The 22,259-nt window shown below is 43.6% G+C and carries 23 protein-coding genes; 10 read left to right on the top strand and 13 right to left on the bottom strand.

Annotation, left to right across the window (positions count from 1 at the left end; genetic code table 11):
* Window positions 1-37 precede the first annotated feature (37 nt).
* The 4 genes from Q0C29_RS00115 to Q0C29_RS00100 all read right to left on the bottom strand — a co-directional run bounded on the left by Q0C29_RS00115 (window position 38) and on the right by Q0C29_RS00100 (window position 3,417).
* Window positions 38-607 carry an AAA family ATPase gene (locus Q0C29_RS00115; RefSeq protein ID WP_291998630.1) on the bottom strand — a complete coding sequence of 190 codons (570 nt, stop codon included), beginning with the start codon at window positions 605-607 and terminating at the stop codon, window positions 38-40.
* Window positions 608-1,384, bottom strand: coding sequence for an ATPase domain-containing protein (locus Q0C29_RS00110; protein ID WP_291998629.1), 777 nt, complete (start codon window positions 1,382-1,384; stop codon window positions 608-610).
* Between the two features lie 152 nt (window positions 1,385-1,536).
* Window positions 1,537-2,094, bottom strand: a complete 558-nt coding sequence (locus Q0C29_RS00105; RefSeq protein ID WP_291998628.1) for an ADP-ribose-binding protein — start codon at window positions 2,092-2,094, stop codon at window positions 1,537-1,539.
* A 213-nt stretch (window positions 2,095-2,307) separates the two neighbouring features.
* Window positions 2,308-3,417 (bottom strand): CBS domain-containing protein, encoded by a 1,110-nt coding sequence (locus tag Q0C29_RS00100; protein ID WP_291998627.1) that lies wholly within the window; start codon window positions 3,415-3,417, stop codon window positions 2,308-2,310.
* Window positions 3,418-3,587: 170 nt separating this feature from the next.
* Here Q0C29_RS00100 and carA point away from each other — a divergent pair, with 170 nt between their 5' ends.
* The 3 genes from carA to Q0C29_RS00085 are packed head-to-tail and all read left to right on the top strand — an operon-like array spanning window position 3,588 to window position 8,547.
* Window positions 3,588-4,664, top strand: a complete 1,077-nt coding sequence (gene carA / locus Q0C29_RS00095) for a glutamine-hydrolyzing carbamoyl-phosphate synthase small subunit (protein ID WP_291998626.1) — start codon at window positions 3,588-3,590, stop codon at window positions 4,662-4,664.
* A complete protein-coding gene (gene carB, locus Q0C29_RS00090) occupies window positions 4,655-7,756 on the top strand; it encodes a carbamoyl-phosphate synthase (glutamine-hydrolyzing) large subunit (protein WP_291998625.1) in 3,102 nt (1,033 codons plus the stop codon). The genes carA and carB overlap by 10 nt, the downstream gene beginning before the upstream one ends.
* The gene (locus tag Q0C29_RS00085; RefSeq protein ID WP_291998624.1) at window positions 7,747-8,547 is read left to right on the top strand and encodes a RimK family alpha-L-glutamate ligase; all 801 of its coding nucleotides are present in this window, start codon (window positions 7,747-7,749) and stop codon (window positions 8,545-8,547) included. The genes carB and Q0C29_RS00085 overlap by 10 nt, the downstream gene beginning before the upstream one ends.
* Here the strand turns inward: Q0C29_RS00085 and lysX are convergent.
* From lysX to argC, 4 genes are all read right to left on the bottom strand, one after another.
* Window positions 8,537-9,352: a lysine biosynthesis protein LysX gene (gene lysX, locus Q0C29_RS00080; RefSeq protein ID WP_291998623.1), complete on the bottom strand. Its 816-nt coding sequence runs from the start codon at window positions 9,350-9,352 to the stop codon at window positions 8,537-8,539. The genes Q0C29_RS00085 and lysX overlap by 11 nt on opposite strands.
* Window positions 9,353-9,532 (bottom strand): alpha-aminoadipate/glutamate carrier protein LysW, encoded by a 180-nt coding sequence (locus Q0C29_RS00075; protein ID WP_291998622.1) that lies wholly within the window; start codon window positions 9,530-9,532, stop codon window positions 9,353-9,355.
* Between the two features lie 111 nt (window positions 9,533-9,643).
* Complete coding sequence (locus tag Q0C29_RS00070; RefSeq protein ID WP_291998621.1) at window positions 9,644-10,420, bottom strand: [LysW]-aminoadipate/[LysW]-glutamate kinase; 777 nt, start codon at window positions 10,418-10,420, stop codon at window positions 9,644-9,646.
* A gap of 10 nt (window positions 10,421-10,430) precedes the next feature.
* Complete coding sequence (argC, locus tag Q0C29_RS00065; protein ID WP_291998631.1) at window positions 10,431-11,495, bottom strand: N-acetyl-gamma-glutamyl-phosphate reductase; 1,065 nt, start codon at window positions 11,493-11,495, stop codon at window positions 10,431-10,433.
* A gap of 159 nt (window positions 11,496-11,654) precedes the next feature.
* Between argC and Q0C29_RS00060 the strand changes: the two genes are divergently transcribed.
* Window positions 11,655-12,425, top strand: a complete 771-nt coding sequence (locus Q0C29_RS00060; protein ID WP_291998620.1) for a DUF2192 domain-containing protein — start codon at window positions 11,655-11,657, stop codon at window positions 12,423-12,425.
* 27 nt (window positions 12,426-12,452) lie between these two features.
* On the top strand, window positions 12,453-14,735 hold the full coding sequence (locus tag Q0C29_RS00055) for a DEAD/DEAH box helicase (RefSeq protein ID WP_291998619.1): 2,283 nt from the start codon (window positions 12,453-12,455) through the stop codon (window positions 14,733-14,735).
* 109 nt (window positions 14,736-14,844) lie between these two features.
* Here Q0C29_RS00055 and Q0C29_RS00050 read toward each other — a convergent pair whose 3' ends face one another.
* Both Q0C29_RS00050 and Q0C29_RS00045 read right to left on the bottom strand, forming a co-directional pair.
* Window positions 14,845-15,201, bottom strand: coding sequence for a nucleotidyltransferase domain-containing protein (locus Q0C29_RS00050; protein ID WP_291998618.1), 357 nt, complete (start codon window positions 15,199-15,201; stop codon window positions 14,845-14,847).
* Window positions 15,177-15,566 carry a HEPN domain-containing protein gene (locus Q0C29_RS00045; RefSeq protein ID WP_291998617.1) on the bottom strand — a complete coding sequence of 130 codons (390 nt, stop codon included), beginning with the start codon at window positions 15,564-15,566 and terminating at the stop codon, window positions 15,177-15,179. The genes Q0C29_RS00050 and Q0C29_RS00045 overlap by 25 nt, the downstream gene beginning before the upstream one ends.
* 177 nt (window positions 15,567-15,743) lie before the next feature.
* Here Q0C29_RS00045 and Q0C29_RS00040 point away from each other — a divergent pair, with 177 nt between their 5' ends.
* Window positions 15,744-16,793, top strand: a complete 1,050-nt coding sequence (locus Q0C29_RS00040; protein ID WP_291998616.1) for a glucose 1-dehydrogenase — start codon at window positions 15,744-15,746, stop codon at window positions 16,791-16,793.
* 43 nt (window positions 16,794-16,836) lie between these two features.
* Here Q0C29_RS00040 and Q0C29_RS00035 read toward each other — a convergent pair whose 3' ends face one another.
* Both Q0C29_RS00035 and Q0C29_RS00030 read right to left on the bottom strand, forming a co-directional pair.
* Complete coding sequence (locus Q0C29_RS00035; protein WP_291998615.1) at window positions 16,837-17,241, bottom strand: hypothetical protein; 405 nt, start codon at window positions 17,239-17,241, stop codon at window positions 16,837-16,839.
* Between the two features lie 51 nt (window positions 17,242-17,292).
* The gene (locus Q0C29_RS00030) at window positions 17,293-18,360 is read right to left on the bottom strand and encodes a GTPase (protein WP_291998614.1); all 1,068 of its coding nucleotides are present in this window, start codon (window positions 18,358-18,360) and stop codon (window positions 17,293-17,295) included.
* A gap of 91 nt (window positions 18,361-18,451) precedes the next feature.
* Here Q0C29_RS00030 and psmB point away from each other — a divergent pair, with 91 nt between their 5' ends.
* The 3 genes from psmB to Q0C29_RS00015 all read left to right on the top strand — a co-directional run bounded on the left by psmB (window position 18,452) and on the right by Q0C29_RS00015 (window position 21,052).
* A complete protein-coding gene (psmB, locus tag Q0C29_RS00025) occupies window positions 18,452-19,057 on the top strand; it encodes an archaeal proteasome endopeptidase complex subunit beta (protein WP_291998613.1) in 606 nt (201 codons plus the stop codon).
* Window positions 19,058-19,084: 27 nt separating this feature from the next.
* A complete protein-coding gene (locus tag Q0C29_RS00020) occupies window positions 19,085-19,798 on the top strand; it encodes a TatD family hydrolase (RefSeq protein ID WP_291998612.1) in 714 nt (237 codons plus the stop codon).
* A 111-nt stretch (window positions 19,799-19,909) separates the two neighbouring features.
* Window positions 19,910-21,052: a tRNA (guanine(26)-N(2))-dimethyltransferase gene (locus tag Q0C29_RS00015; protein WP_291998611.1), complete on the top strand. Its 1,143-nt coding sequence runs from the start codon at window positions 19,910-19,912 to the stop codon at window positions 21,050-21,052.
* Here the strand turns inward: Q0C29_RS00015 and Q0C29_RS00010 are convergent.
* A complete protein-coding gene (locus tag Q0C29_RS00010) occupies window positions 21,029-21,739 on the bottom strand; it encodes a fibrillarin-like rRNA/tRNA 2'-O-methyltransferase (protein WP_291998610.1) in 711 nt (236 codons plus the stop codon). The genes Q0C29_RS00015 and Q0C29_RS00010 overlap by 24 nt on opposite strands.
* A 171-nt stretch (window positions 21,740-21,910) precedes the next feature.
* Here Q0C29_RS00010 and Q0C29_RS00005 point away from each other — a divergent pair.
* Window positions 21,911-22,259, top strand: a 349-nt coding sequence (locus Q0C29_RS00005; protein ID WP_291998609.1) for an MFS transporter, incomplete at its 3' end; no start/stop codon positions are given.

Raw genomic sequence — 22,259 nt, 5'->3', positions numbered from 1 at the left:
ACGGGAACAGGCAAGTAAAAACAATAGCAATCAAACACTAAAAACAACCCTCAACACTCATTAATATTGAGTGAAACCTCTCATCATCACTGTACTTCACCAACCAATCAACCTGTTCATTTAAATCATTATTAATCGCCATGAGAACCTTAGTTCTTAGTTCACTTATATTACTCGTGAAAACTAATTGCCTAACCTTACCATTAAACAGTGACTCTACGTCACTAACGTGGGAACCAGTGACTTCGCTAATAGTATTATTGAAAATCTTCACGCAGGGCCACTTTAACCTATTGTATTCCTCGTAAAGTTCCATTGGATCACGCCTAACTATAATCACTAAATCCACGTAACTGGGATCTACTAATTCATAGGCAACGGTCTCTAAGGCGCAGTTCACGTTACATTTCAAAATAGTTTTATTCACTAAGTTGGCTGCGCAGTCCTTATCAGTAATGTCGAATGATTGGTAATTCTCATTCCACTTAACGCAACTACTCTCCACAAGTAGATCTGATACGTTAATCGTCCTGTAGCCTAATTCAGCTAGTATTCTCAGGATTGTTGACTTACCTGACTTAGCAACACCTGTTACCAGTATCCTCACTTAAACCTCCTCTTCAAGTACTATGGGTGCTTGAGACATGTAGGGTATGTAGACTCCCTTTAAGGGCCCCTTAACCACAACCCCAACACCGCTCTCTATGGTGAATTCGTAGACTGCTGGTTGAACAGGCTGCCACCTCATCTTCCTTATGAATAAGTACCTCTTGAAGCCATTATTTGTCCTAGCTAACCCAAGTATGAAGACTCCTGTTGCCAAGAACTCCTCAACACCATACCTCGATATAGCCCTAGAGCCAGCTGGCACCTCTGTGGTTATTATTGATGTTGCTTGAATCTTCCTCTCAATACCCATAACCAACTCCCTAATGTACTCCCTAAGCACTTGAACATCCTTCTCCATGGCTACTAATGGTGCAATTGGGTCTATGACAAGTCTCTTAGCTCCAATTGAGGCTGCGTAGTCAGCAATGGACTCAACCATCATTCTGGCGACCACTGATGGATCCTTCTCCCTAATAGTATCAAGAATATCCATTTCCGGGACCAGTATCCTGAAGAAGCCTGTCCTAGTTAAGGCATTAATATCCCAACCAAACCTTAATGCGCCATTAGCGAATTGCTCATATGTCTCATCAACTGAAACATATATTCCCGGCTCCCCAAGCCTATAACCGTTGAGGAGGAATGAAAGGGAGAATAGAGTCTTACCTACACCAGTCTCCCCAGTAACTAAGTAGGTCCTACCCTTAATTAAGCCGCCTCCAATAACCTCATCAAGCCCCGGTATCCCTGTCGGTTCAATGTCATAATACAGCATTACAGCTAATATACCTCGTGAATATTTAAATGTTACATCGTACTTAAAGGTCCATCACCCAAAGGAATTGAGCAATGAACTCAAGCTATTCATCATTAAAACTCATGAAGTATACCGTATGGGATCATTACGCTTAGTTAGATTCACTTAATTCATGAGGTTTTAAAGTCCTTAAGCTCCTTGTTAAATACCCTATTAAACACATTGAATGCTTCATCATCGTATAGGCATATTACTATCCTCTTAACACTACTTAGCTTAGGTGCTTCACGCATTATAGCCTTAGCCATTATTACTGCAGCATCCTCGTATGGGCAACCGAAGATACCGGTACTAATTGCTGGAAAAGCTATACTTACTAAGTTTAACTCCTCAGCCTTCCTTAGTGAGTTGGTGACGGCATCGTCAAGCTTCTCAATGGGTTCAACACCGCACCTAGGGCCAACAGCATGAATCACATACTTTGCCCTTAACCTCCCAGCGCCCGTTACTGCAACGCCACCAACCGGCACTGGACCATGCCTCCTAACCCATTCCCTCGACTCCTCCTGAATCTCCCAACCACCCCTCCTAACAATTGCCCCAGCAACACCACCACCATGTTCAAGATATGAATTGGCAGCATTAACGATGGCGTCAGTCTCAAGAGTAGTTATATCACCCTTTATTAATTCAACCACCACACCATTGGGAAACCTAAACTCGGGCATTAAGGGAAGTTTAATGAACCATCTTATATGTGTTACACATTAAAAATAACTATGCCCCTCCATTGCCTTATCATTCTCTTAATATGCTGTTGCGTGAAATACGTAGATGCGTGAATTAGGTTCAACCTAGGCCTTAAATCATTTATTAATATTGATCATTAGCTTAAAGGGGGTGATTTTAGATTTACTATGAAATAATCAACATATGTTGAATTACTCCTGGATTCTACTCCTCCTCTTAGTATCCCTAGCTTTAGAGACGTTCTTAATTATGCTCTGCATTACCTTATCCATAGCCTCCCTAATAGCACTCACTGGGTCCCTATCCTCGGCTGATGCAGTGTGAAGCTCCTTATCATCCTTAAGCCTTACTGTAACTTCATACCTCTTTCCAGAGTCCCTAGCCCTTATGTCAACTTTAAAATCAACTACATTAACAAGTTTACTGATCTTCTCTAAGTGATTATTAATCACCTTCTCTATTAATGGCTTGGCATCATCATTGATCTCTATCCTAGCTTGAATGGGGAGGATAATCTTCTTAGAGTCCATGTAAGCCTTAAGCACATCACTACCTGATAATACGCCAACAGCCTTATCACCATCAACCACTATTATGCCTGTAACACCCTTACTAACCATTAAATCCACGGCCTTATTTAAGGGTTTATCAGGGCTTATTGAGTAAACCTGGGTATTCATTATACTACTCACTGGTGCTGCTAGAAACTCCTCCTCACCTGAGAAATCCCCCCTCCTAGCTCTCCTAGGTATTGAGACGTAGTATATTTTCTCAATTAAGTCCGTTAATGATACTATACCAACTAACCTATTACCATCAACCACAGGTAGCCTGCTAATACCGTGCTTAATCATTAGCCACCTAGCCTTAGCCACATTGTCACTTGGGGTTATTGTGAGAATAGGCTTAGTCATGTAGTCACTGACCTTAGCGTTAACCGGTAGTTGATCCTTTATTGCCGTAAGTAACCTGCCTCTAGTTAATATGCCGATTAACTTACCGTTATTGTCAATAACTGGGTATTCCCGAAGCCTCGTTTCATAAAATCTCCTAACCACGTTATCAATATTAGTGTTAATGCTTATTGAGTGGGGTGGAAGCATGACTGAGGATGCCCTTGACCCAAGGGGTGCCTTCCTCCTTAATAAATCCCTATAATCTATTACGCCAATAAGTTTACCTGAATCATTAACCACAGGAGCAGTATGAATCCTCAACTCCTTCATCCTTGGTATTACTGAGGATAACCTATCCTTAATATTAACCACCACTGGTGATTCTTGAACAAGTTCACTCAACATTAAGTTCTAACTCATGTTAGGTCTTAAAAAAGTTATGCCTAGGATGATGCATAGTGGGCGTATTAACACAAAGTCCAACACTCATAATCCTCACTCATGTTGATTCAAGTTTAGTAGTAAAGTTTATAAGTAGGATTGTTAGTAGGGTTTGTTGATATGATGGGACGAGCATGAAGTATAAGGAACGCTACCTAGTGCTTGCTGATGGTAGCGTTTACAAGGGTTACGCATTCGGTGCAGATTCAGAGACTGTGGGGGAAGTAGTCTTCACAACAGCTAACGTTGGTTACCCCGAGTCCTTAACTGACCCATCATACAGGGGTCAAATACTAGTCTTCACAAGCCCACTAATAGGTAATTATGGGGTTTCACAGGACCAGTGGGAGAGCGACTCAATTCAGGTTAATGGCGTAGTCATATTTGATTTAACTAAGCCGAATCACTACAAGTCAGTAATGAGCCTGGATGAGTGGCTCAGGAGACAGGATGTGCCAGGAATCTTCAGGGTTGATACAAGGGCATTAACAGTGAAGCTTAGGGAATATGGGGTAATAATGGGGGCTATTACCGATAACCCCCAGAGGGGGTTGGGAATAATTAAGGAGACCCCACCGTACGATTCCATTAATTTCACTGAACTAGTTTCACCACGGGAGCCAATAGTTTATGAGGGTGAGGACCCGTGTATAGGCATAGTGGATTGCGGCGTTAAGCTGGGTATAGTTAGGGAATTGGTTAGCAGAGGTGTTGAGGTTGTCCGTTACCCATGCTTAATGTGGAGGAAGGCGCTTGACTGTGACGGTGTGTTGATAAGTAATGGGCCAGGTAACCCAATGCTTCTAACTGAATTATCAAGCTTAATTGATGACGTTGTTAAGGATCGTAAACCAACCCTCGGCATATGCCTAGGACATCAGTTGGTTGCAGTGGGAATGGGCGCGAGGTTATTTAAAATGAAGTATGGGCATAGGGCAATTAATAAGCCTGTTCTTGACTTAGTTAGGAATAAGGTCTACGTAACCACCCACAACCATGGCTACGCAGTGGATCCATCAACCCTAAACGGCACTGGGCTTAAGGTTTGGGCAGTGCAGCCTGATGATGGTACAGTAGAGGGACTTTACCATGAGAACCTACCAATATTAACAACCCAATTCCACCCTGAAGCTAGACCAGGCCCAGTGGATACTAGGTGGGTTTTCGACAAGTTCATAAGCGTCATTAAGGGTGAATCAGGTTGGATGTGAGGAGTGTCTTAATCATTGGCAGTGGCCCAATTAAGGTTGCTGAGGCTGCTGAATTCGATTACTCCGGGATTCAGGCATTAAAGGCCTTTAGGGAGGAGGGTATTAGGACAATACTGGTTAACCCAAACGTAGCCACTGTTCAAACTACTAATGTGTTCGCTGATAGGGTTTACTTCACCCCAATTAAGACCCAATTCCTTGAGAAGATTATTGAGGAAGAGAGACCTGATGCCGTGGCCTGCGGCTTCGGGGGTCAAACAGCATTGTCAGCATGCGTAAACCTTAATGATGCAGGGGTGTTGAGTAAGTATGGTGTTAAGGTACTGGGTACACCGGTGGAGGGCATTAGGAGCGCGTTAAGTAGGGACTTATTCAAGAACCTCATGTTGAGTAGGGGATTACCAGTCCTCAGGTCAGTAACAGCGCACAATGTTGAGGAGGCATTACGGGGAGCTGAGGAGATAGGTTACCCAGTGTTGGTTAGGGTTTCATTCAACCTAGGTGGTGCAGGGGCGTTTACGGCTAGGAGTAGTGAGGAGTTGGTTAATAGGATGCATAAGGCGCTTGCCCAAAGTGAAATCAAGGAGGTACTGATAGAGAAGTACATTGGTGGATGGAAGGAGATTGAGTTTGAGGTTATGAGGGATTCCCACGGTGATTCAGTGGCGGTTGTGTGCATGGAGAACATTGACCCAATGGGCATTCACACTGGTGATTCAGTGGTGGTGGCTCCATGCCTAACGTTAACTAATGATGAGTACCAGAGGTCAAGGTTCATATCAATCAAGGTGGCTGAATCCATTGGACTAATAGGTGAATGTAATGTGCAGGTAGCCATCAATAATAAGGGCCCTGAAATGTACATAGTTGAGACTAACCCAAGGATGAGTAGGTCAAGTGCGCTAGCCAGTAAAGCGTCAGGTTACCCATTAGCCTACATAGCGGCTAAGCTTGCCTTAGGATATAGGCTAAGTGAACTCATGAATAAGGTAACTGGGAGAACTATCACAGCCTTTGAACCAAGCCTAGACTACGTGGTGGTTAAGATACCTAGATGGGAGAACGATAGGTTTAACGTTGATGAGTCGCTTGGTCCTGAAATGATGAGCATAGGTGAAGTGATGGGTATTGGTAGAACCCTTGAGGAGGCTTGGCAAAAGGCCGTGAGAATGCTGGACATAGGTGAGCCTGGGTTAGTTGGTGGACGCATATACAATGAATCAACAATTGAGACTGCTGTTAAGATGGTTAAGGAGAGGAAACCGTACTGGTTCCTGTACGCGGCTAGACTCCTCAAGGATGGCTACAGTGTTGATGAGATTTCAGAATGGACTGGCGTTGATAAGTTCTTCATAAATGCCATTAAGAATATCGTAGATACTTATGAATTAATTAAGGGGGGTGGTGAAGTACCCATTAGTGAGGTTTACGCCCTCGGCTTTAGTGAGGAGCAGTTAAGGGGAATTGGGGCAAACCCAATGCAGGGTGTTGTCAAGGTTGTAAAGCAGATAGATACCCTTGCTGGTGAATGGCCTGCTTCAACAAACTACCTATACTTGACCAGTGGTGGTCAGTTTGATGATGATACTGGGCCTGGTGTTGATGCATTAGTGATTGGTGCAGGTGTATTCAGGATAGGTGTCAGCGTTGAGTTCGACTGGTCGGTGGTTAACACGGTCTTAGGCCTTAAGGAACTGGGTTACAGGGTTGGTGTAGTCAATTATAACCCTGAAACGGTCAGTACTGACTGGGACTTCGCAGATAAGCTATTCTTCGAGGAATTAACACCGGAGTCGCTTAGGTGGATTATAGCTAAGGAGAACCCTAAGCTAGTGGTGCTTTGGGCTGGTGGTCAAATTGGGCAAAGGCTATACAGTAAGGCCCGCTCATGGATAGGGGACTCCAGGATACTTGGCACTAGCCCAAGCTCCATTGACCTAGCCGAGGACAGGGTTAAGTTCTCTAAACTACTCGATAAGCTTAACGTGGCTCAACCACCATGGGCCTACGCAAACAGTGTAAGTGAGTTAATCAACCTGGTGGAGAGGTGGCTTGATTACCCAGTCATAGTGAGGCCCAGTTACGTACTTGGTGGAACATACATGGGTGTAGCTAGGAATAGGGGTGAATTAACTAGTTTTATCGAGAAGGCTACTAGAATAAGCCCAGAACACCCAGTATTAGTGTCAAAGTTTTTAAAGGGTGGTGTAGAGGCTGAGACTGATGGTGTCAGTGATGGTAAGGGAACCATACTAGTCCCTATAGAACACGTAGAACCACCCGGTGTGCATTCTGGGGATAGTACAATGGTCCTGGTTCCTAATGGGTTGAGTTACAGGTTAAGTAATGGGCAGGTTAATGAAATGGCTAAGGTAACCCACTTAATAGCCTCAGAACTTGGCGTTAAGGGTCCATTAAATGTTCAATTCATAGTGGGAGATAAGGTATACGTAATTGAAGCTAACATTAGGGCGAGCAGGTCAATGCCCCTAAGCAGTAAGGCTACTGGAATTAACCTAGCTAAGCTAGCCTTAAGAGCATCAATAAGTGGGCTCGGCTTAGAGGGGTATAGGTTAATTAGGCCTAGGGAATGGTGGGTTAAATCAGCCCAATTCTCATGGTCAAGAATAAGGGGTGCGTACCCGAGACTTGGCCCAGTCATGTACAGTACTGGAGAGGTTGCGTCAAGTGGGGGCACTTTGGAGGAGGCTCTCCTTAAATCATGGTTGTCTACTTCACCATCAAGGATACCGAACAATAATGCATTAGTGTACACTTACGATGAAGACCACGTTAAGAACATTGAAGAAATCAGGAAGACGCTTAGCCAGGAGGTAACCTTGATTGATGAGGAGAATGCACGTGAGGCTTTGAAGCTTGGTAAGGTTGATATCCTAATTACGGGAGGCTCCACGGAGGATAAGGATTACGTAACCCGCAGGTTAGCTGCAGACACATCCACCCCAATTATCCTAGACTCAACGCTGGGTCTTGAGTTAACTAGGGCATTTAAATGGTATTGGAACGGTGGCGTACTCAACGTTAAGCCATGGAGCGGTGAATTAAGTTTAGGTGACCTCCAGTGGAATTAACCATAACGTATGATTACTTAAGGGAGGAGGAGGTTGAGTTAATTAGGGCATTTAATGAACTCGGCATCAGCGTTAACACTCTTCAATCCACAAAGCCCCTTCACATTGAGAAACTTGACGGAGTCTTCCTGGTAAGGAACCTTAACCATAGGACTGCAATAACAATGGCTGGTATTATTGAGAACACTGGCGGCGTATCAATAAACAAGTACTTAACACTCTCGTTAACTTGGAATAAGGCCATTACGGCAGCGCTACTTAAGAAAATAGGCCTACCTGTTCCAGACACTTACGTAGTCTTTGAACCAATCATCGATGGTGTAGCCGGTGGTGGACGTATTGTTAAGCCAGCGTCAGGTTCATGGGGTAGGTTAACCGCCATTGTAAGTGATGGTGAGGCTAAGTTACTCATAAAGCATGCTAAGGATCATTTACCTGTACTTATTCAGGAGAGGATTGGTGATGGCAGTGACTTAAGGATCTTTGTAATTAATGGTTCAGTGGTGGCGTCAATGATGAGGAAGCCCCCTCAGGGTGACTGGAGGAGTAACGTGGCTAGGGGTGGATTAGCAATGCCCATTAAGGTTAATGGGGAATTAGAGGAATACGCTATTAAGGCTACTGAGGCGGTGGGTGCATTCTACGCTGGCGTTGATGTGCTAGTGGGCAGTGATGGGTACTACATAAGTGAAATAAATGGTATCCCTGAATTTAAGGCGGTAAGTAAGGTTAGTGGTGTTAGGGTTAGTTTTAGACTGGCTGAGGCTATTAGTGAGTTTATTAGGAAATAATTAGCCTAGCTACCTCCTCAGCTATTTCACCGGCAACATTAACCCCAGTAACCCTTTGTACGTTCTTAAATTCAGGTACCCCGTTAACCTCAAGAACGAGGTAACCCCTCTCAGATTCAACAATATCCACACCTGAGTACACTGAACCTGTGGCTACGCTTGCCTTAACTGAAATGTCCTCAAGCTCCGGGTCAATCTTAACAGGGGCTGCTGAACCACCCCTAGCAGTGTTGGTTCTCCAATCATCACTATACCTATAGATTGCTGCAACAGCCCTCTCCCCAACCACAGTAACCCTAATATCTCGCTTAGGCTTCTTAACGTACTCCTGGCCCAGTAATACACCATCATCGTAACTCCTCATGACTAAGTTAGCTTCCCTAATCGTATTAACCAAGGCAACCAACCTACCCCATGAACCGTCAGTCGGCTTTATTATTAATGGTGATCCAAGGGCACTCAACGCTTCCTCCCCATGATCCAGCAGTAGCGTTGACTTTGGTGTTGGTATACCAGCCTTAATTAGCTTAACTAGTGTGAGGAATTTGTCGTGGGTAATGTATAGGCTGTTAAATGGGTTAATTGACCCAAGCCCCAGTTCCTGGTAAGTGAAGGATAATGGTAAAACCTTACTCCTACCAGCTACCCTAATTAAACCAACCGCGTTAATGCTACCGCCATTAATGTTAATGAACTCAGCCCTAATAGGCTTGGCACTTAATCCCCGCTTACTCAATTCATTAATTAACAGCTTCTCCTCCAGCCTAACTATGTCGTAGAGAATATGGACTTCAATAGAAATCACCTATTCGCCGTAATCCTCAACATCCCCCTTAAACTCCTCTAGTTCAAGCTTATCCTTACTAACCTTCACAATGTACTTTGTACCACATGTTGGGCAACTAGTTAATTCACCATCCATCACGTCTCCTGGCACATCAAACTCGGTTCCACATACTTTGCAGGTTACTTTGAACGCCTGCATAGTTACCTCTGTTTTCTACGTGTTTATAAACTTTTCTATAAAAGTAAAAGAAAGCATAGGCACTATGTAAAGTATATTAACGTCAAACATCCATACCTAAACCCCGGAGTTTCATTCAACTACTGTACCTACCCCATTAAGCGCGGATCGTATTGGCTTATCCCTCAAGCCGTTGGCGATAATTGTCTTAACGCCCAGTTCACTCAACTTGAGGGCGGTCTCAAGCTTTCTCCTCATACCACCTGTTGCGTATTGGAGAATTTGCTGAGCATTGGCCTTAGTAACCTTATCCACAGGCTTACCGTTAACCAGTACGCCGTCAACGTTAGTCAGTATTACTAGCTCCTTCACGTTCATTGATATAGCCATGTTTTCAGCTATCTGATCACCATCAACGTTAAGCATAAGCCCCTCCTGGGATATGGCTATTGGGCTTACAACAACTACATCGGAGTTACTTAACATTAGGTTCATGAGGTTAACATTAACCCCAGTCACCCTGCCGCTGAATCCTCCGTCAATAACCCTGGTTCTCCCCCTCTCATCAATTACCATGACCTTCTCCTTCCTCTTAGCTGTAACTAACCCTAGGTCAACGCCGCTTAAGCCTATTGCTCTAACCCCTCTTGCGTTCAGCTTGCTCACAATGAGTTTATTAATGAACATCATGGTCATTACGTAAGCCTTAAGGGTCTCTTCATCAGTGTACCTACTGGTGTATCCATTGGGGTGCTTCAGTATTACTGGTTTAACACCCATTCTCTCCATGATGCTGTTAACCATGCAGCCACCGCCGTGGATTAAAACAGTACCTGGTTCAACATCATTAGTCACGTTATCTAAGCCGCCACCACATATTACTGAACCACCAAGCTTAACAATCATCATTGTTAATCACCTACACTGGATATGGTGTAATGAACCTAAGTCCCTCATCTTCTGGGAACCCTTGATTAATGTTGAATGATTGAATGGCTTGCCCAGCAGCACCCCTAATTAAGTTATCTATTGCTGAGAATACGACAACACGATTAAGCCTCTGGTCTAGTTCAAACCCAACATCAATCATATTAGTTCCCACAACATACTTAACACTTGGGTAATGGGCTAGGCCAGCCTTATCCTTAACTATGCGTATGAACTTCTCATTACCATACATGCCCCTGTACGCCTTCCACAAGTCAGGTTCATTAAGGCTACCACTCAGCTTAGCATGCCCAGTTACGAAAATCCCCCTAACCATGTCAACCGCATGTGGAGTGAATGCAACGTTAACTTGACTTCCAGCCAATAGGCTTAATTCCTGTTCTATTTCAGCCGTGTGCCTATGGCCAACTGGTTGATATGGCCTAACCACGTGTGTCCTATGCCAATGGAAATCAAGCACTGTTCCCTCCGCCCCTGCACCACTACTGGCTATTTTAGCGTCAACAACTATGAAGTCACTATTGATTAAATGCCCCTTAACCAGGGGTGCAAGTGAAACTATTGAGGCTGTGGCCATGCATCCAGGTACGGCAATTATCCTGGAGCCCTTAATCTCATCCCTGTGCAGTTCAGGTAAACCATAGGCAGCAGCCTTAAGTAAATCAGGGTATGGGTGTGGTTGAGGCCAGTGATACCACTTAACGTAGTCATCAGGGTTCTTTAACCTGAAGTCCGCGCTTAAGTCTATGGCCAATAAGCCGCTTTCAACAACCTTAGGAACCCATTTAACTGACTCACCATGGGGTAGGGCTAGGAAGACTACGTCAGCCTCATTCTTAAGCACAGCGTCAATACTGGGTTGAGTGAACTTTAGGTTAGTGAACCCCCTGAGGTTTGGGTGAATCCTATAGATGAATTCACCCGCGAATCTTCTTGATGTTGCGCAAACAACCTCAACGTTACCATGATCAAGCAGTAGTCTAAGTAATTCACCGCCTATGACACCACTGGCGCCTATTATGCAGGCTCTGCGTATCGTCCCTTCAATACAAACTCACCGAAACCTATATAGTCTTAGTCTTTATAAACTTAACGACAAGATTGAACTAAATTGATTAAGAATGAGATACGCCAGCTGCGGCAGTTTTATTAAGCCTTACCCCTATAGCCCCTAGTACAGGAGGAAGTGGGGAGTATGGTTGAGGTTAAGGACTTGTATAAAGAGAGGGTTAACGTTGCTGTAGAGCTTTGGGATAAGGTGCTTAGAGGGGAAATAGTATCAAGGGGTGAGTTAGTTAACTTATTGACGAAATACTATGATGAACACGATATTGAGCCATTCAGAGGGCTAAGTAAGATCGACATTTACGATAAGGAATTAGCTACAGTGTACGTTGTTGGGGTCTATGGAATGGGGCTTGTGACCCAACGTGAAGTTAAAGAGAACTACGGCTCAATATTTAAAGTGGAGTTAATTTCAGATGAGGCATATGGCATTATTAAGAATTATAATGGTGATGAGTCAAAGATAGCGTTAAGGAACCTAATAGAGGATAATCAGGTTCTCGGCGATTCACTTGAGGAGAAGGTTTTCAGGGTTTATAGGCTAGTGTACACTGGTTCAGTCCTAGGATTCATGCCTGAGGATGATATTTCAAGAACCTATAGAGTGTTTTACGAGACCTTTGAGCCACTTAGGCAGAGGCTCGTTAACTACGTTAAATTCTACATAGCCACTAAGATTGCTGAAGGCATTGCCCTAGGCCGCTTCAGTAACCAGAACGAGATTAGGATTGAGAAATACGCCTACTGCATAAGGCTAGGTCTTGAGAAGTGTGCACCAAACAATAGGCTTATTCATGAAATAGCAGCATCAGTGTATAAGGTGCCTCCTAACATTATTAATAGGCTTGTGCCACTGGTTAAGAGGTCATCTAAGTCTTCCCTTATCCCTAAGGCTTATTAAACAGGTTTTAATCTTTTTTGAACATAAGTGGGGGTTAATTTGAGGTCCAGGAGGTTAGCAATAATTGAATTAGCGAGGAGTGATAATGTCCTATCTAGGTTACTGGCTGATAACGGCCACCAGATCATATACGCGAACGTCGAGAATGGGGATAGGGTGGAGCCAAGTATTGATGTTGACTACGTGAAGCCCGCTGAATTAGCCAATACCCTTAAGGCTATGGGCATAGGTAGGCTCTATGAATACCAGTATAAGGCATACATAAGCATAACTGAGGGGAAGAACACAATAGTAACGTCAGGTACTGGTACAGGTAAGACTGAGGCATTCCTAATACCCATAATGGCTAGGGCTCTTAACCATAGGAGAGAGGTTGTGATTTACCCAACTAAGGCCCTGGCTAGGGATCAAGAATCCAGGTTTAGGTCCCTGGCTGAACCATTAGGATTAAGAGTTGCGACATATGATGCTGATTCCCCAATGGAGGTTAGGAGGGGGGTTTATAATGGTGAATACTCCCTAGTTTTAACTAACCCAGACATGTTGAATACGGCTATGCTTCACGTCCCAGCGTTCAGGAGGTTCATGTCAACGGTGGATTACATCACTATAGATGAGGTTCACGTGTATAATGGCGTACTGGGATCACACATGCATTACTTGATTAGAAGAATTAAGAACCTTAACCCAGGAGTTAAGTTTGCTGCTGCCTCGGCGACTATAGGTAACCCAATGCAGTACTTCAGTAACCTAATTAACTCAGAGGTGGTTCACATTGAGGGTATTAGAGGGGTAAGGGGCGAGTTAGTTCACGTAATGCTTAGGCCAATTAGGAGGGGGAAACTGCAGGAGGTTACTAACCTAGTTAAGCTATGTGTTGAATTAGGTAGGAAGTGCATAGTCTTTGCTGATAGTCATTGGATGGTGGAGGTTATTAAGAGGATGGTTAACACCATGGGTATTGGCAGTAAGGTGGCTGTTCATAGGGCTGGGTTAAGGCCTGATGAGAGGAGGAGGGTTGAGGATTCGTTTAAATCCGGTGAACTACAGGTTGTGTTAGCTACACCAACGCTGGAGCTGGGTATTGACATTGGTGACGCAGACTTCGCAGTAATGGCCACTAATCCACCTAGCTTCATAAAGTACCTTCAAAGGGCTGGGAGAGTTGGTAGAAGGGGTCAGAGGGCTTACGTAATTCAGGTGCTTGGGGATGACCCAATGAGCACTTACTACGCTAATCACCCTGAGGAATTCTACAATAGGTCACCTGAGCCAATGTTCATGGAACCCAATAATGATGAAGTGGCTGTAAGGCACTTATTAGCCATGGTTAAGGAAACCGCCGTCAAGTTGAGTGAACTTGATGACTACTTAAGAGGCCTCATAGTTAAACTGGTTAATGAAGGGTTAGTTTCCATTAGGGGTGATAGGGTTTTCCTAACCGTAGATGGCTTAAGAACAGTCAATTCGTTCAACGTGATTAGAGGTAATGGTGATGTTGTCGTAATTAGGCGTAAGGGAGGTGGGTTAGTTGGGTATAGGGAGATGCCCATGGCCATTAGGGAACTCTACCCCGGAGCCATATATATGCATGGTGGTTCAACGTATAAGGTTCTTGAACTAGACGTGAAGCATAGGAGAGCCATAGTTGTTCCTGAGGATTCAGGTGAATTAATAACTAAGGCGCTGTACAATAGTAACCCAACTGTAGTCAGTGTTATTGAGGAATCAAGGTATAAGGGTATTCCAATAAGGTACGCTATTCTAGACATTGAGGAGGAGGTCTACGGATACGTTGTTAAGAGGATGAGCAGTAATGAGACTCTTGGCGAGTACAGGTTAAGTGAACCAATAAGGTACAGGTTCAGGACAAAGGGTATACTACTCAATATGCCTCCAGTGAACTTCTCATCAGTGGAGTTAAGGGACTTCATGGAGAAGGGTAAGGCTTATCACGCAACTGAGCATGTTCTAATATCAGCGGGTGAAGTTATAGTTAATGCAGCACCAACGGACATGGGTGGTGTCTCTTACCCCACAGGTCACATTGTGATTTACGACTCTTACCCAGGGGGTTCAGGAGTCACTAAGCTTCTCATGGAGAGGATTGATAAGGTTATTGATGTAGCATATAGTATAGTGACTTCATGCAACTGCAGGGATGGGTGCCCAAGGTGCGTTTACTCACCGTACTGCGGTAACAATAATAGGATGTTGTCAAGGTTAAACTCAATAAAGGTACTTGAGGCTGTTCTTAAAGGTGAAGGGGGAATTGATGAACCACCACCCTTCGAAGGTTCAATACCGTGAGTTCACAGTAAAGTAGCCAGTAACCCTACCTCTTTAAGGTTGGTTAGAATATTTACGTGAAGTAATGGGCTGCCTCCAAGCTTCTACATTAGGATGAGCCTAATTATCATTAATACATTAAGTAAGTGTCCATTAGGTCCTCTAATCTCTTAGCCTCATTCTTCATTTGAACCAAGTAGAGTATTTGTGGATTTTCCCACTCCTCAGGGGTGTAGGGGAAGGGGTCTATTCCAGGTCTCCTGTATTGGCTTAGCTTCTTCAGCCTTTCAACGTAGTTCATTCTCCTAAAGTCACTGGACACTATGACAACATCTATGTCACTTGTCTCCAAGTAATCCCCTCTGGCTCTTGAACCAACTATGAAGACACCCTCAATATTAATCTCCTTAGCCACATCACTTATAAATTCCATAACCCTTCTCAGCATCTCCCTTTGGCTTTCTAGCGCAGATTTTGCCTTACCCATTGAATCACCTTCTCAGCCCTCCTAACCAAATCCTCAGCATCATCCCTGCTGTAAATCCTTGAAGGTATGGCATTAGCGGCATTAGGATACCTTGAAACTACATAATGAATAGTTAACTTATTAGCATCTTGCTTAACATCATCAATAGGTAACCCAGATTCCTCATGAATGGTGTTCAATATTTCACTTAAATCATGAGTCCTCAATACTTTACCCAGACTAAGTGCAAGAGCCTTTAAAGCCTTATCGGCGGACTGCTGGGCCCAAAAGGCTGCTGCATAGTAGTGACCAGTGGCCACCATGTCCTTGGCTGTGGCTAAGTCATCAAATGCCTGCTGAAGCCACTTATAAACTTCCTCTCTCATATAATTCCCCTAACTAACTTAAGCCTAATAAGCTTAGGTAATTCATAGAGTGTACCTAATGTTCCTGAAGATTTTTATATGGGGGATCAGTTGATTCATAAGTATTTGTAGTTATCTTAAAGTTGAGAAATTAAATGTTGCAGTAAAATTAATTAACTATGAGGTCTCTAGCCTGTAATGAAGGCTGTTACAGTTATTCCAGGGGTTCCTGAATCCCTAAGGTTAAGGAATGTTGATAAACCTAAGCCTAATCATGGTCAAGTACTCCTTAAGCCAATTAGAGTTGGCATATGTGGTACGGATAAGGAAATAATTGAGGGTAAGTATGGCAAGGCACCACCTGGTAGTCAATACTTAATACTTGGCCATGAGGCTTTGGCGCTCGTAGAGGAGCTTGGGGATGGTGTGGATAATGTTTCCGTTGGTGACGTTGTGGTGCCAACTGTCAGGAGGCCCGTTAACTGCGACTTACCAGTGGATTACTGCCCAATGGGTCATTACGTGGAACACGGCATTTGGGGGCTTCATGGTCATGCGGCTGAATACTCAGTGACTGATGCTAAGTATCTTGTTAAGGTTCCGAAGGAGTTAATTGATGTGGCTGTCTTAACGGAACCATTAAGTGTAGTTGAGAAGGGTATTGATGTGGCACTCAGCATAGGTGGTTCAAGGTTTGAGTGGAAGCCTAAAAATGCGCTAATACTTGGGGCAGGGCCAATAGGCCTACTTTCAACAATGGTGCTTAGGTTAATGGGCCTTTCAACAACCACGGTAGCTACCAGGCCACCTGATAGTCTCAAGGCCAGGTTAGTTAGGGAACTAGGGGGAGTTTATGTTGATGCCGCCTTAAGCAGTATTGAGGGCTTCTTTGACCTTGTAGTGGAGGCAACCGGCTCTCCTCAAGTCACAGTGGATGGTTTAAGGCATTTAGCCCCAAATGGAGTAATGGTGCTCCTTGGGGTTTACCCACCTGGTGGGGTTATTAGTGACCTAGGTGGTGTATTGACGGATTCGGTGCTTAATAATAAGATCCTGGTTGGGTCTGTTAACGCTAATGTTAGGCACTTTGAATTAGGCTTAAGGCATATGGCCGATGCGAAGAGCAAGTTTGGTGACTGGCTTAACAGGTTAATCACCAAGAGGGCAACTCTCGATAATTACCAGGAAGCCTACTCCTGGACTCATGATGACATTAAGACCGTTCTTGAAATAAACCCACTTAGTTAATGAATACTACAGTTACGCCTAGGAGTATGCATCATACCTTAGATTAGGAGGTTGCATTAACCTCCTCAGCCAGTTTCTCCTCAGGTTTAATTGAAGCCATCTTCTCCATTACGTTCTTTATTACGTTTACTAATTCAACATTACCCTTAACCTCATCAAGATCCATGCAGTTGTTTAAAATATCCTTAAACAATTGAGTTGTTAAATCGCTCTTCAACGTGCTTATAGCCCTCCTATACTCTGATAGAAAGTCACCTGTCAGGAAATTAACAACATCATTAATACTCTTGAAACCACCCTCAGCGTTCCTAAGTTCATTAACTATAGTTTCAATGGAGTAGAGTATATTAGCGTCGTTCTCCTTAAATCCCGCTATTAACTTTGAGTATGCCTTATTAACGCAGTACCTAACGAACTTGTACGTTAATGGATGCGGTGTCTGTTGCATATGCGTTCAGGAAGCCGGTGTTTATAAACAATTTTGTGGAATTAGAGTACTTCACTTAGGTTCAGGACTAAGAGCCCTCTCGTGAGTTATCCTTAAGTAGTCAATGAGTTTACTTCTTAATGGGCCATTAATCAATTCATCAACTAACTCCCTAGTGCCGGTGCATTTTAAGGCGGATGTTAACCTGTAGGGGAATCCTAGGCTTCTTAAAGTGTCTTCAACAGTCTTAACTTCTTCCTCAGAGGCTAAGTCAACCTTATTGATTGCAACCACTACATTAGCCTTAAAGCTTTGGCTCACCTCCTTAAGTAGGTTTAACTGTTGATTAAGCGTGTAACCACTATGTTGAGTTGGGTCAACCATGAATACTATTGAATCAGCCAAATGCCTTAATGCCAAAATAGCCTGAAGCTCAATCTTATTCCTTTCACTAAGTGGCCTATCCAATAACCCTGGGGTGTCAATTACCTGAACAGCGTAAATGCCGTACACCTTAACATGACCTATTATGATCTGCTTCGTTGTGAACGGGTAATCAGCTATTTCAGGCTTCTTTGTTGAGACACAGGCCACTAAGCTACTCTTACCAGTATTGGGCATTCCTGAAACGACAATTGTAGGCTTCTCAACACTTATTGAAGGTAACCTACTCATCTTAATTGCCGCCTCCTTCAGTGTTCTTAACTCGGGCCCTAGGTCATTTATCAGATCAATGATCCTCGATACATACATTCTCCTAGCCTTAATAATCTCATCCTTGTCTTGAGCAACCTTAATCATTCTTAATGCATCCCTACTTATACTGTTTATAGCCCTGCTTGAATTAGTAAGCTTACCCAGTGAGTGCTTGTACTCATCAATACTAATTATGATTCCAATCAGCTCCCTGTAGAATGGGTGAAGGTCATTAATGAAGGGCATGTTGTATGCAATACCCTTAAACATGCTGAGTAACCAGCCTGAGGTCCCCTTAACCCTAGCTGATTCAAGTCTCCTCAGTCTCTCGACGCCAGGAAGCGATGTAGGTGACCTAGCCTCAATAGCCTTATACCTATTAATGAATTGCCTAACAGCCTCCTCTGCACTGGGAATGTATGGTAACGTTGACTTAAAGTTCACGTAACCGTTACTAAACTGCCTGTTAATAAACCGTCCGCTTTCTAGTTAAAGTTTAAAACACCCTAGTGGAGGAAAGGGACGGTGTACTGTAATGTCTGATGAACTTGAATTAATGACTGGGACAACGGTTGGTATAAGGGCTAAGGATGGCGTTGTCTTGGCGGCTGAAAAGAGGGTTTCATACGGCTTCTACCTAATGAGTAAGTCAGGTAAGAAGGTTTACCCAATAACAAATAGGATTGGCATAGCATCCTCCGGTATCTTAGCGGATATACAGACGATAACTAAGGTGATTAGGGCTAATATTGCCAACATGGAGATAGAAATGAAAAGGCCTGTTTCGGTTAGGGCGACTGCTAAACTACTGAGCATAATGCTTTTTCAAAACAAGTACATGCCTTACATAGCTGAAACCATGGTGGGAGGTATTGATGAGGAAGGACCCAGATTATTCATACTTGACTCATGGGGTTCATTAATTGAGGATGATTTTGCAGCCCTAGGTAACGGCGCCAGGACTGCCATAGGCCTAATAGAGACTGGTTACACAAGCGACATAACCGTTAAGGACGCTAAGGAATTGGCAATAAAGGCTATTAAAGAAGCCATAGCCAGGGATCCAACCTCAGGGGATGGAATAGATACTTTAACAATAACCAGTAATGGGTACGTTGAAGACTCAATTAAGCTTCAGTAAATCCCTGAAGCGTTAAGTGGTTGCGCAATGCTTGTTGATTCCCATGTTCACCTATACGAGTTTAGTAATGATGAGTTAGGAAGCTTCAATGGTATGATACTGGTTTCGGTGGCTGAGGATGTTAAGACATCAATGATTGTTCTTAACCTCACTGAAGGATTCGGCAGCATTAATCCATGCATTGGGATACACCCATGGAATGTTAATAAGGTACCTTTCAGTGATGTTGCGGTTATTGAGAAGTTGGTTAAGGATAATGATGTTAGGTGTCTTGGGGAGGTTGGTTTAGACCTTAGATTTGTACCAAACACCATTGATAAGCAGAGGAGGTTCTTCAGTGAGTTCCTAAGAATGGCTAAGGAGTATGACCTGGTCCTCAACATTCACTCCCCTAGTGCGTGGAGGGAAGTGTTTGAAATGATCACTAAGGCTGACGTTAATAAGGTTATGTTCCACTGGTATACTGGGCCACTTGACCTAATAAGAGACTTAACGGAACAGGGTTACTACATATCAATCAACGCTGCTGTTAAGGTTCAGGAAAAATCCAGGAGGGTTGCTGAAGCTGTACCACTTCGTTTCATGCTTACTGAAAGTGATGGCCCATATGAGTATAGGGGAATTAGGCTAACACCCCTTATGATTAGGGATACTGTCAATGAGATCGCTAAGATAAGGGGTATTGATGTGGAAACAGTTGAGGATTCCGTTTACTTCAATTACACTAAGTTATTCAAGTGAGTCCCTTAAGCCACTCATTGTTAAAAAGAATTAGGCCTCCGCATTGACTTAAGAACAGTGGCTGAATGAGATTGCGAAGAGTTTAATAGAGTCCACTATCGACTTCATTTAATGTATGTGATTCAGAGGGAAGGTGCGGTCTCCTTTTACGCACCAGACTTAAGCAAATATATCGCGGGTGGGCGTATTGAGCCAGCTTGGGCACCAGTATTCTATAATCCAGCCATGGCCAACAACAGGAGTGTGTCAGTTATCGTTGTTAGGGCGTATTTAAGGCTACTTGGTAAGAATGGCGTATTGTGTGAACCATTCACGGGTACAGGCGTGAGGAGTATAAGGTATGTTAGGGAGGCTGGGGTTGAGAAGGTTATTGCCGGTGACGTGGATGACACTGCGGTTGATGTTGCATCAAGGAATGTTGACTTAAACGGCCTAAGGGATCAGATTAAGGTGATTAAGAGTGATGCTAATGTTCTGCTAGCTAATAGTAAGTGCGACATGATAGACATTGACCCTTATGGTTCACCTGCCCCATACATTAACACTGCCTTATTCTCAATTAGGCATGGTGGACTACTCTGCGTTACGGCCACTGACCTAGCAGTCCTACAGGGTAGTTACGCCAATAAGGCTATTAGGAGGTATGGCTTTAAGCCACTTAGAGGTTACTTATCCAGGGAAATAGGTTTAAGGGGTTTATTGGGTTTCCTAGCTAGGCAAGCCCTCGTAATTGATGCTGGGATTAGACCATTATTATCATATTGGGAGAGACACTACTACAGGGTATGCGTGACGGTGCATAAGGATAGGGGGACTGCTAGAGAGACGGTAAGGAATCTAGGCTACGCTTACTACTGTGGTGATTCATTAAACAGAGGATTCATTAGAAGGTACCCGAATGGCTTTATGGATAGGTGCGTGACCAGTGGCCCACTGTGGATTGGGCCTATTGGGGATGTTGAATTCATTGATTACTCATTAATGTTAATCAACAATGTTGACTACGAGTTAAGGGCTGCGGAAACCATTAAGGGGACATTACCTGATAATTTACCAATACCATTATATTATACGGTCACGGAGTTAGGTAAGGGTTTAGGTTTTATCCCAAGTCCATTAAGACTCAGGGCGCGTTTAATGGAAAGTGGCGTTGAGGCGTATGGCACGCACTTCGCTGTTGATGGGATTAAGACTAATGCTGAACCATGGTGGTTAATGAAGACTATTCGCTCAATCCCTCTTACCAACAACTAACGCGTGAGCTACATCATAGGGCTCAAGATGAACAGTGTTTATTATATCAAATCCCCTCTCCTTAATTGTATCTATCTCCCTCTTGAAGGTTTCAGATGGTTCCTTAGTTACATCAATAGACATTGCCTTTATGACAAGGATTATGTAACCACCCTTAACTAAGTATACATCAGCATTATCGGCAAGTATCTTAGCTTGAAACGGCTGAGCCACATCAATGTAGGCAACATCAACCCCCTTAACTAGTGAAATGTACTGCTCAGGATACCTGGCGTCAGCGAGTATTGGTACAACATTTAACCTACCTTGATCTATTATATTCTGCATGAATTCCCTGAAGACTCTTGGGCTAAACTCCACACCGTAAATTAAGCCACTTAACCCAACTATATCACTCACGTGACTAACTGTTGTACCACTTGCAGCACCAAGGTAAAGCACCTTGGAACCTTCACCAATAGGCATTACGTCAAGCTTATTCATTATTGCGGCACCAAGCTTAGACCTGTAAGGATTCCATACCCTATACTCAACACCACCCAGGTTAATTAACTGTTCACCATAAACCCTTCTGCCTGGTGTCAGATTCCTTGTGGCTAACCTGGCTGAGCCATCCTCAAACTCAATCCAGTAAACACCCTTAAACTTCTCATGCTCCTTAACATCCACTGCCCTTACGCTAGACATACCTAACCTTAATTAATTAAGGTATTTAAGTCTTAGTGTTCCTCCACTGATGATTCCATTGATTCCCCTAACACTACCGGCTCTCTGTAGGTTAACGGGTTTCGCTTACAACTATATTGAGTACCCATTTTACGCAGATAAAGTTTATAATGGTTCCCTTCATTCATAGGAATGAGAACAATGAAGCATGTTGAGTACGCTGCCAGTAGGAATCCATTCAATGGGATCAATAACATTAATATTACTTCACGGCACTTTAAGATACTTTTCACAGCAAGCATGGGTTTCTTTACTGATGCATATGATTTGTTCATAATTGGTGCGGTACTTGACATATTCAGAAGCACGCAAATTAATGGTTTTAACCTACAAACACCCATACTGGGTATTCCAGCTGAGGGTGTTGTAGCTTCATCAGCAATATTAACTGCTATTATTGGTCAAGTGCTTTTTGGGTGGCTTGCGGATTATTGGGGTAGGAAGAGGATTTATGGTGTTGAGGCTGTGTTGATGGTTGTTG

Origin of the sequence: Caldivirga sp. (assembly GCF_023256255.1) — an archaeon.
In the GTDB taxonomy this organism is placed as follows: Archaea; Thermoproteota; Thermoprotei; order Thermoproteales; family Thermocladiaceae; genus Caldivirga.
This window is presented reverse-complemented; position numbering and strand designations above follow the sequence as displayed.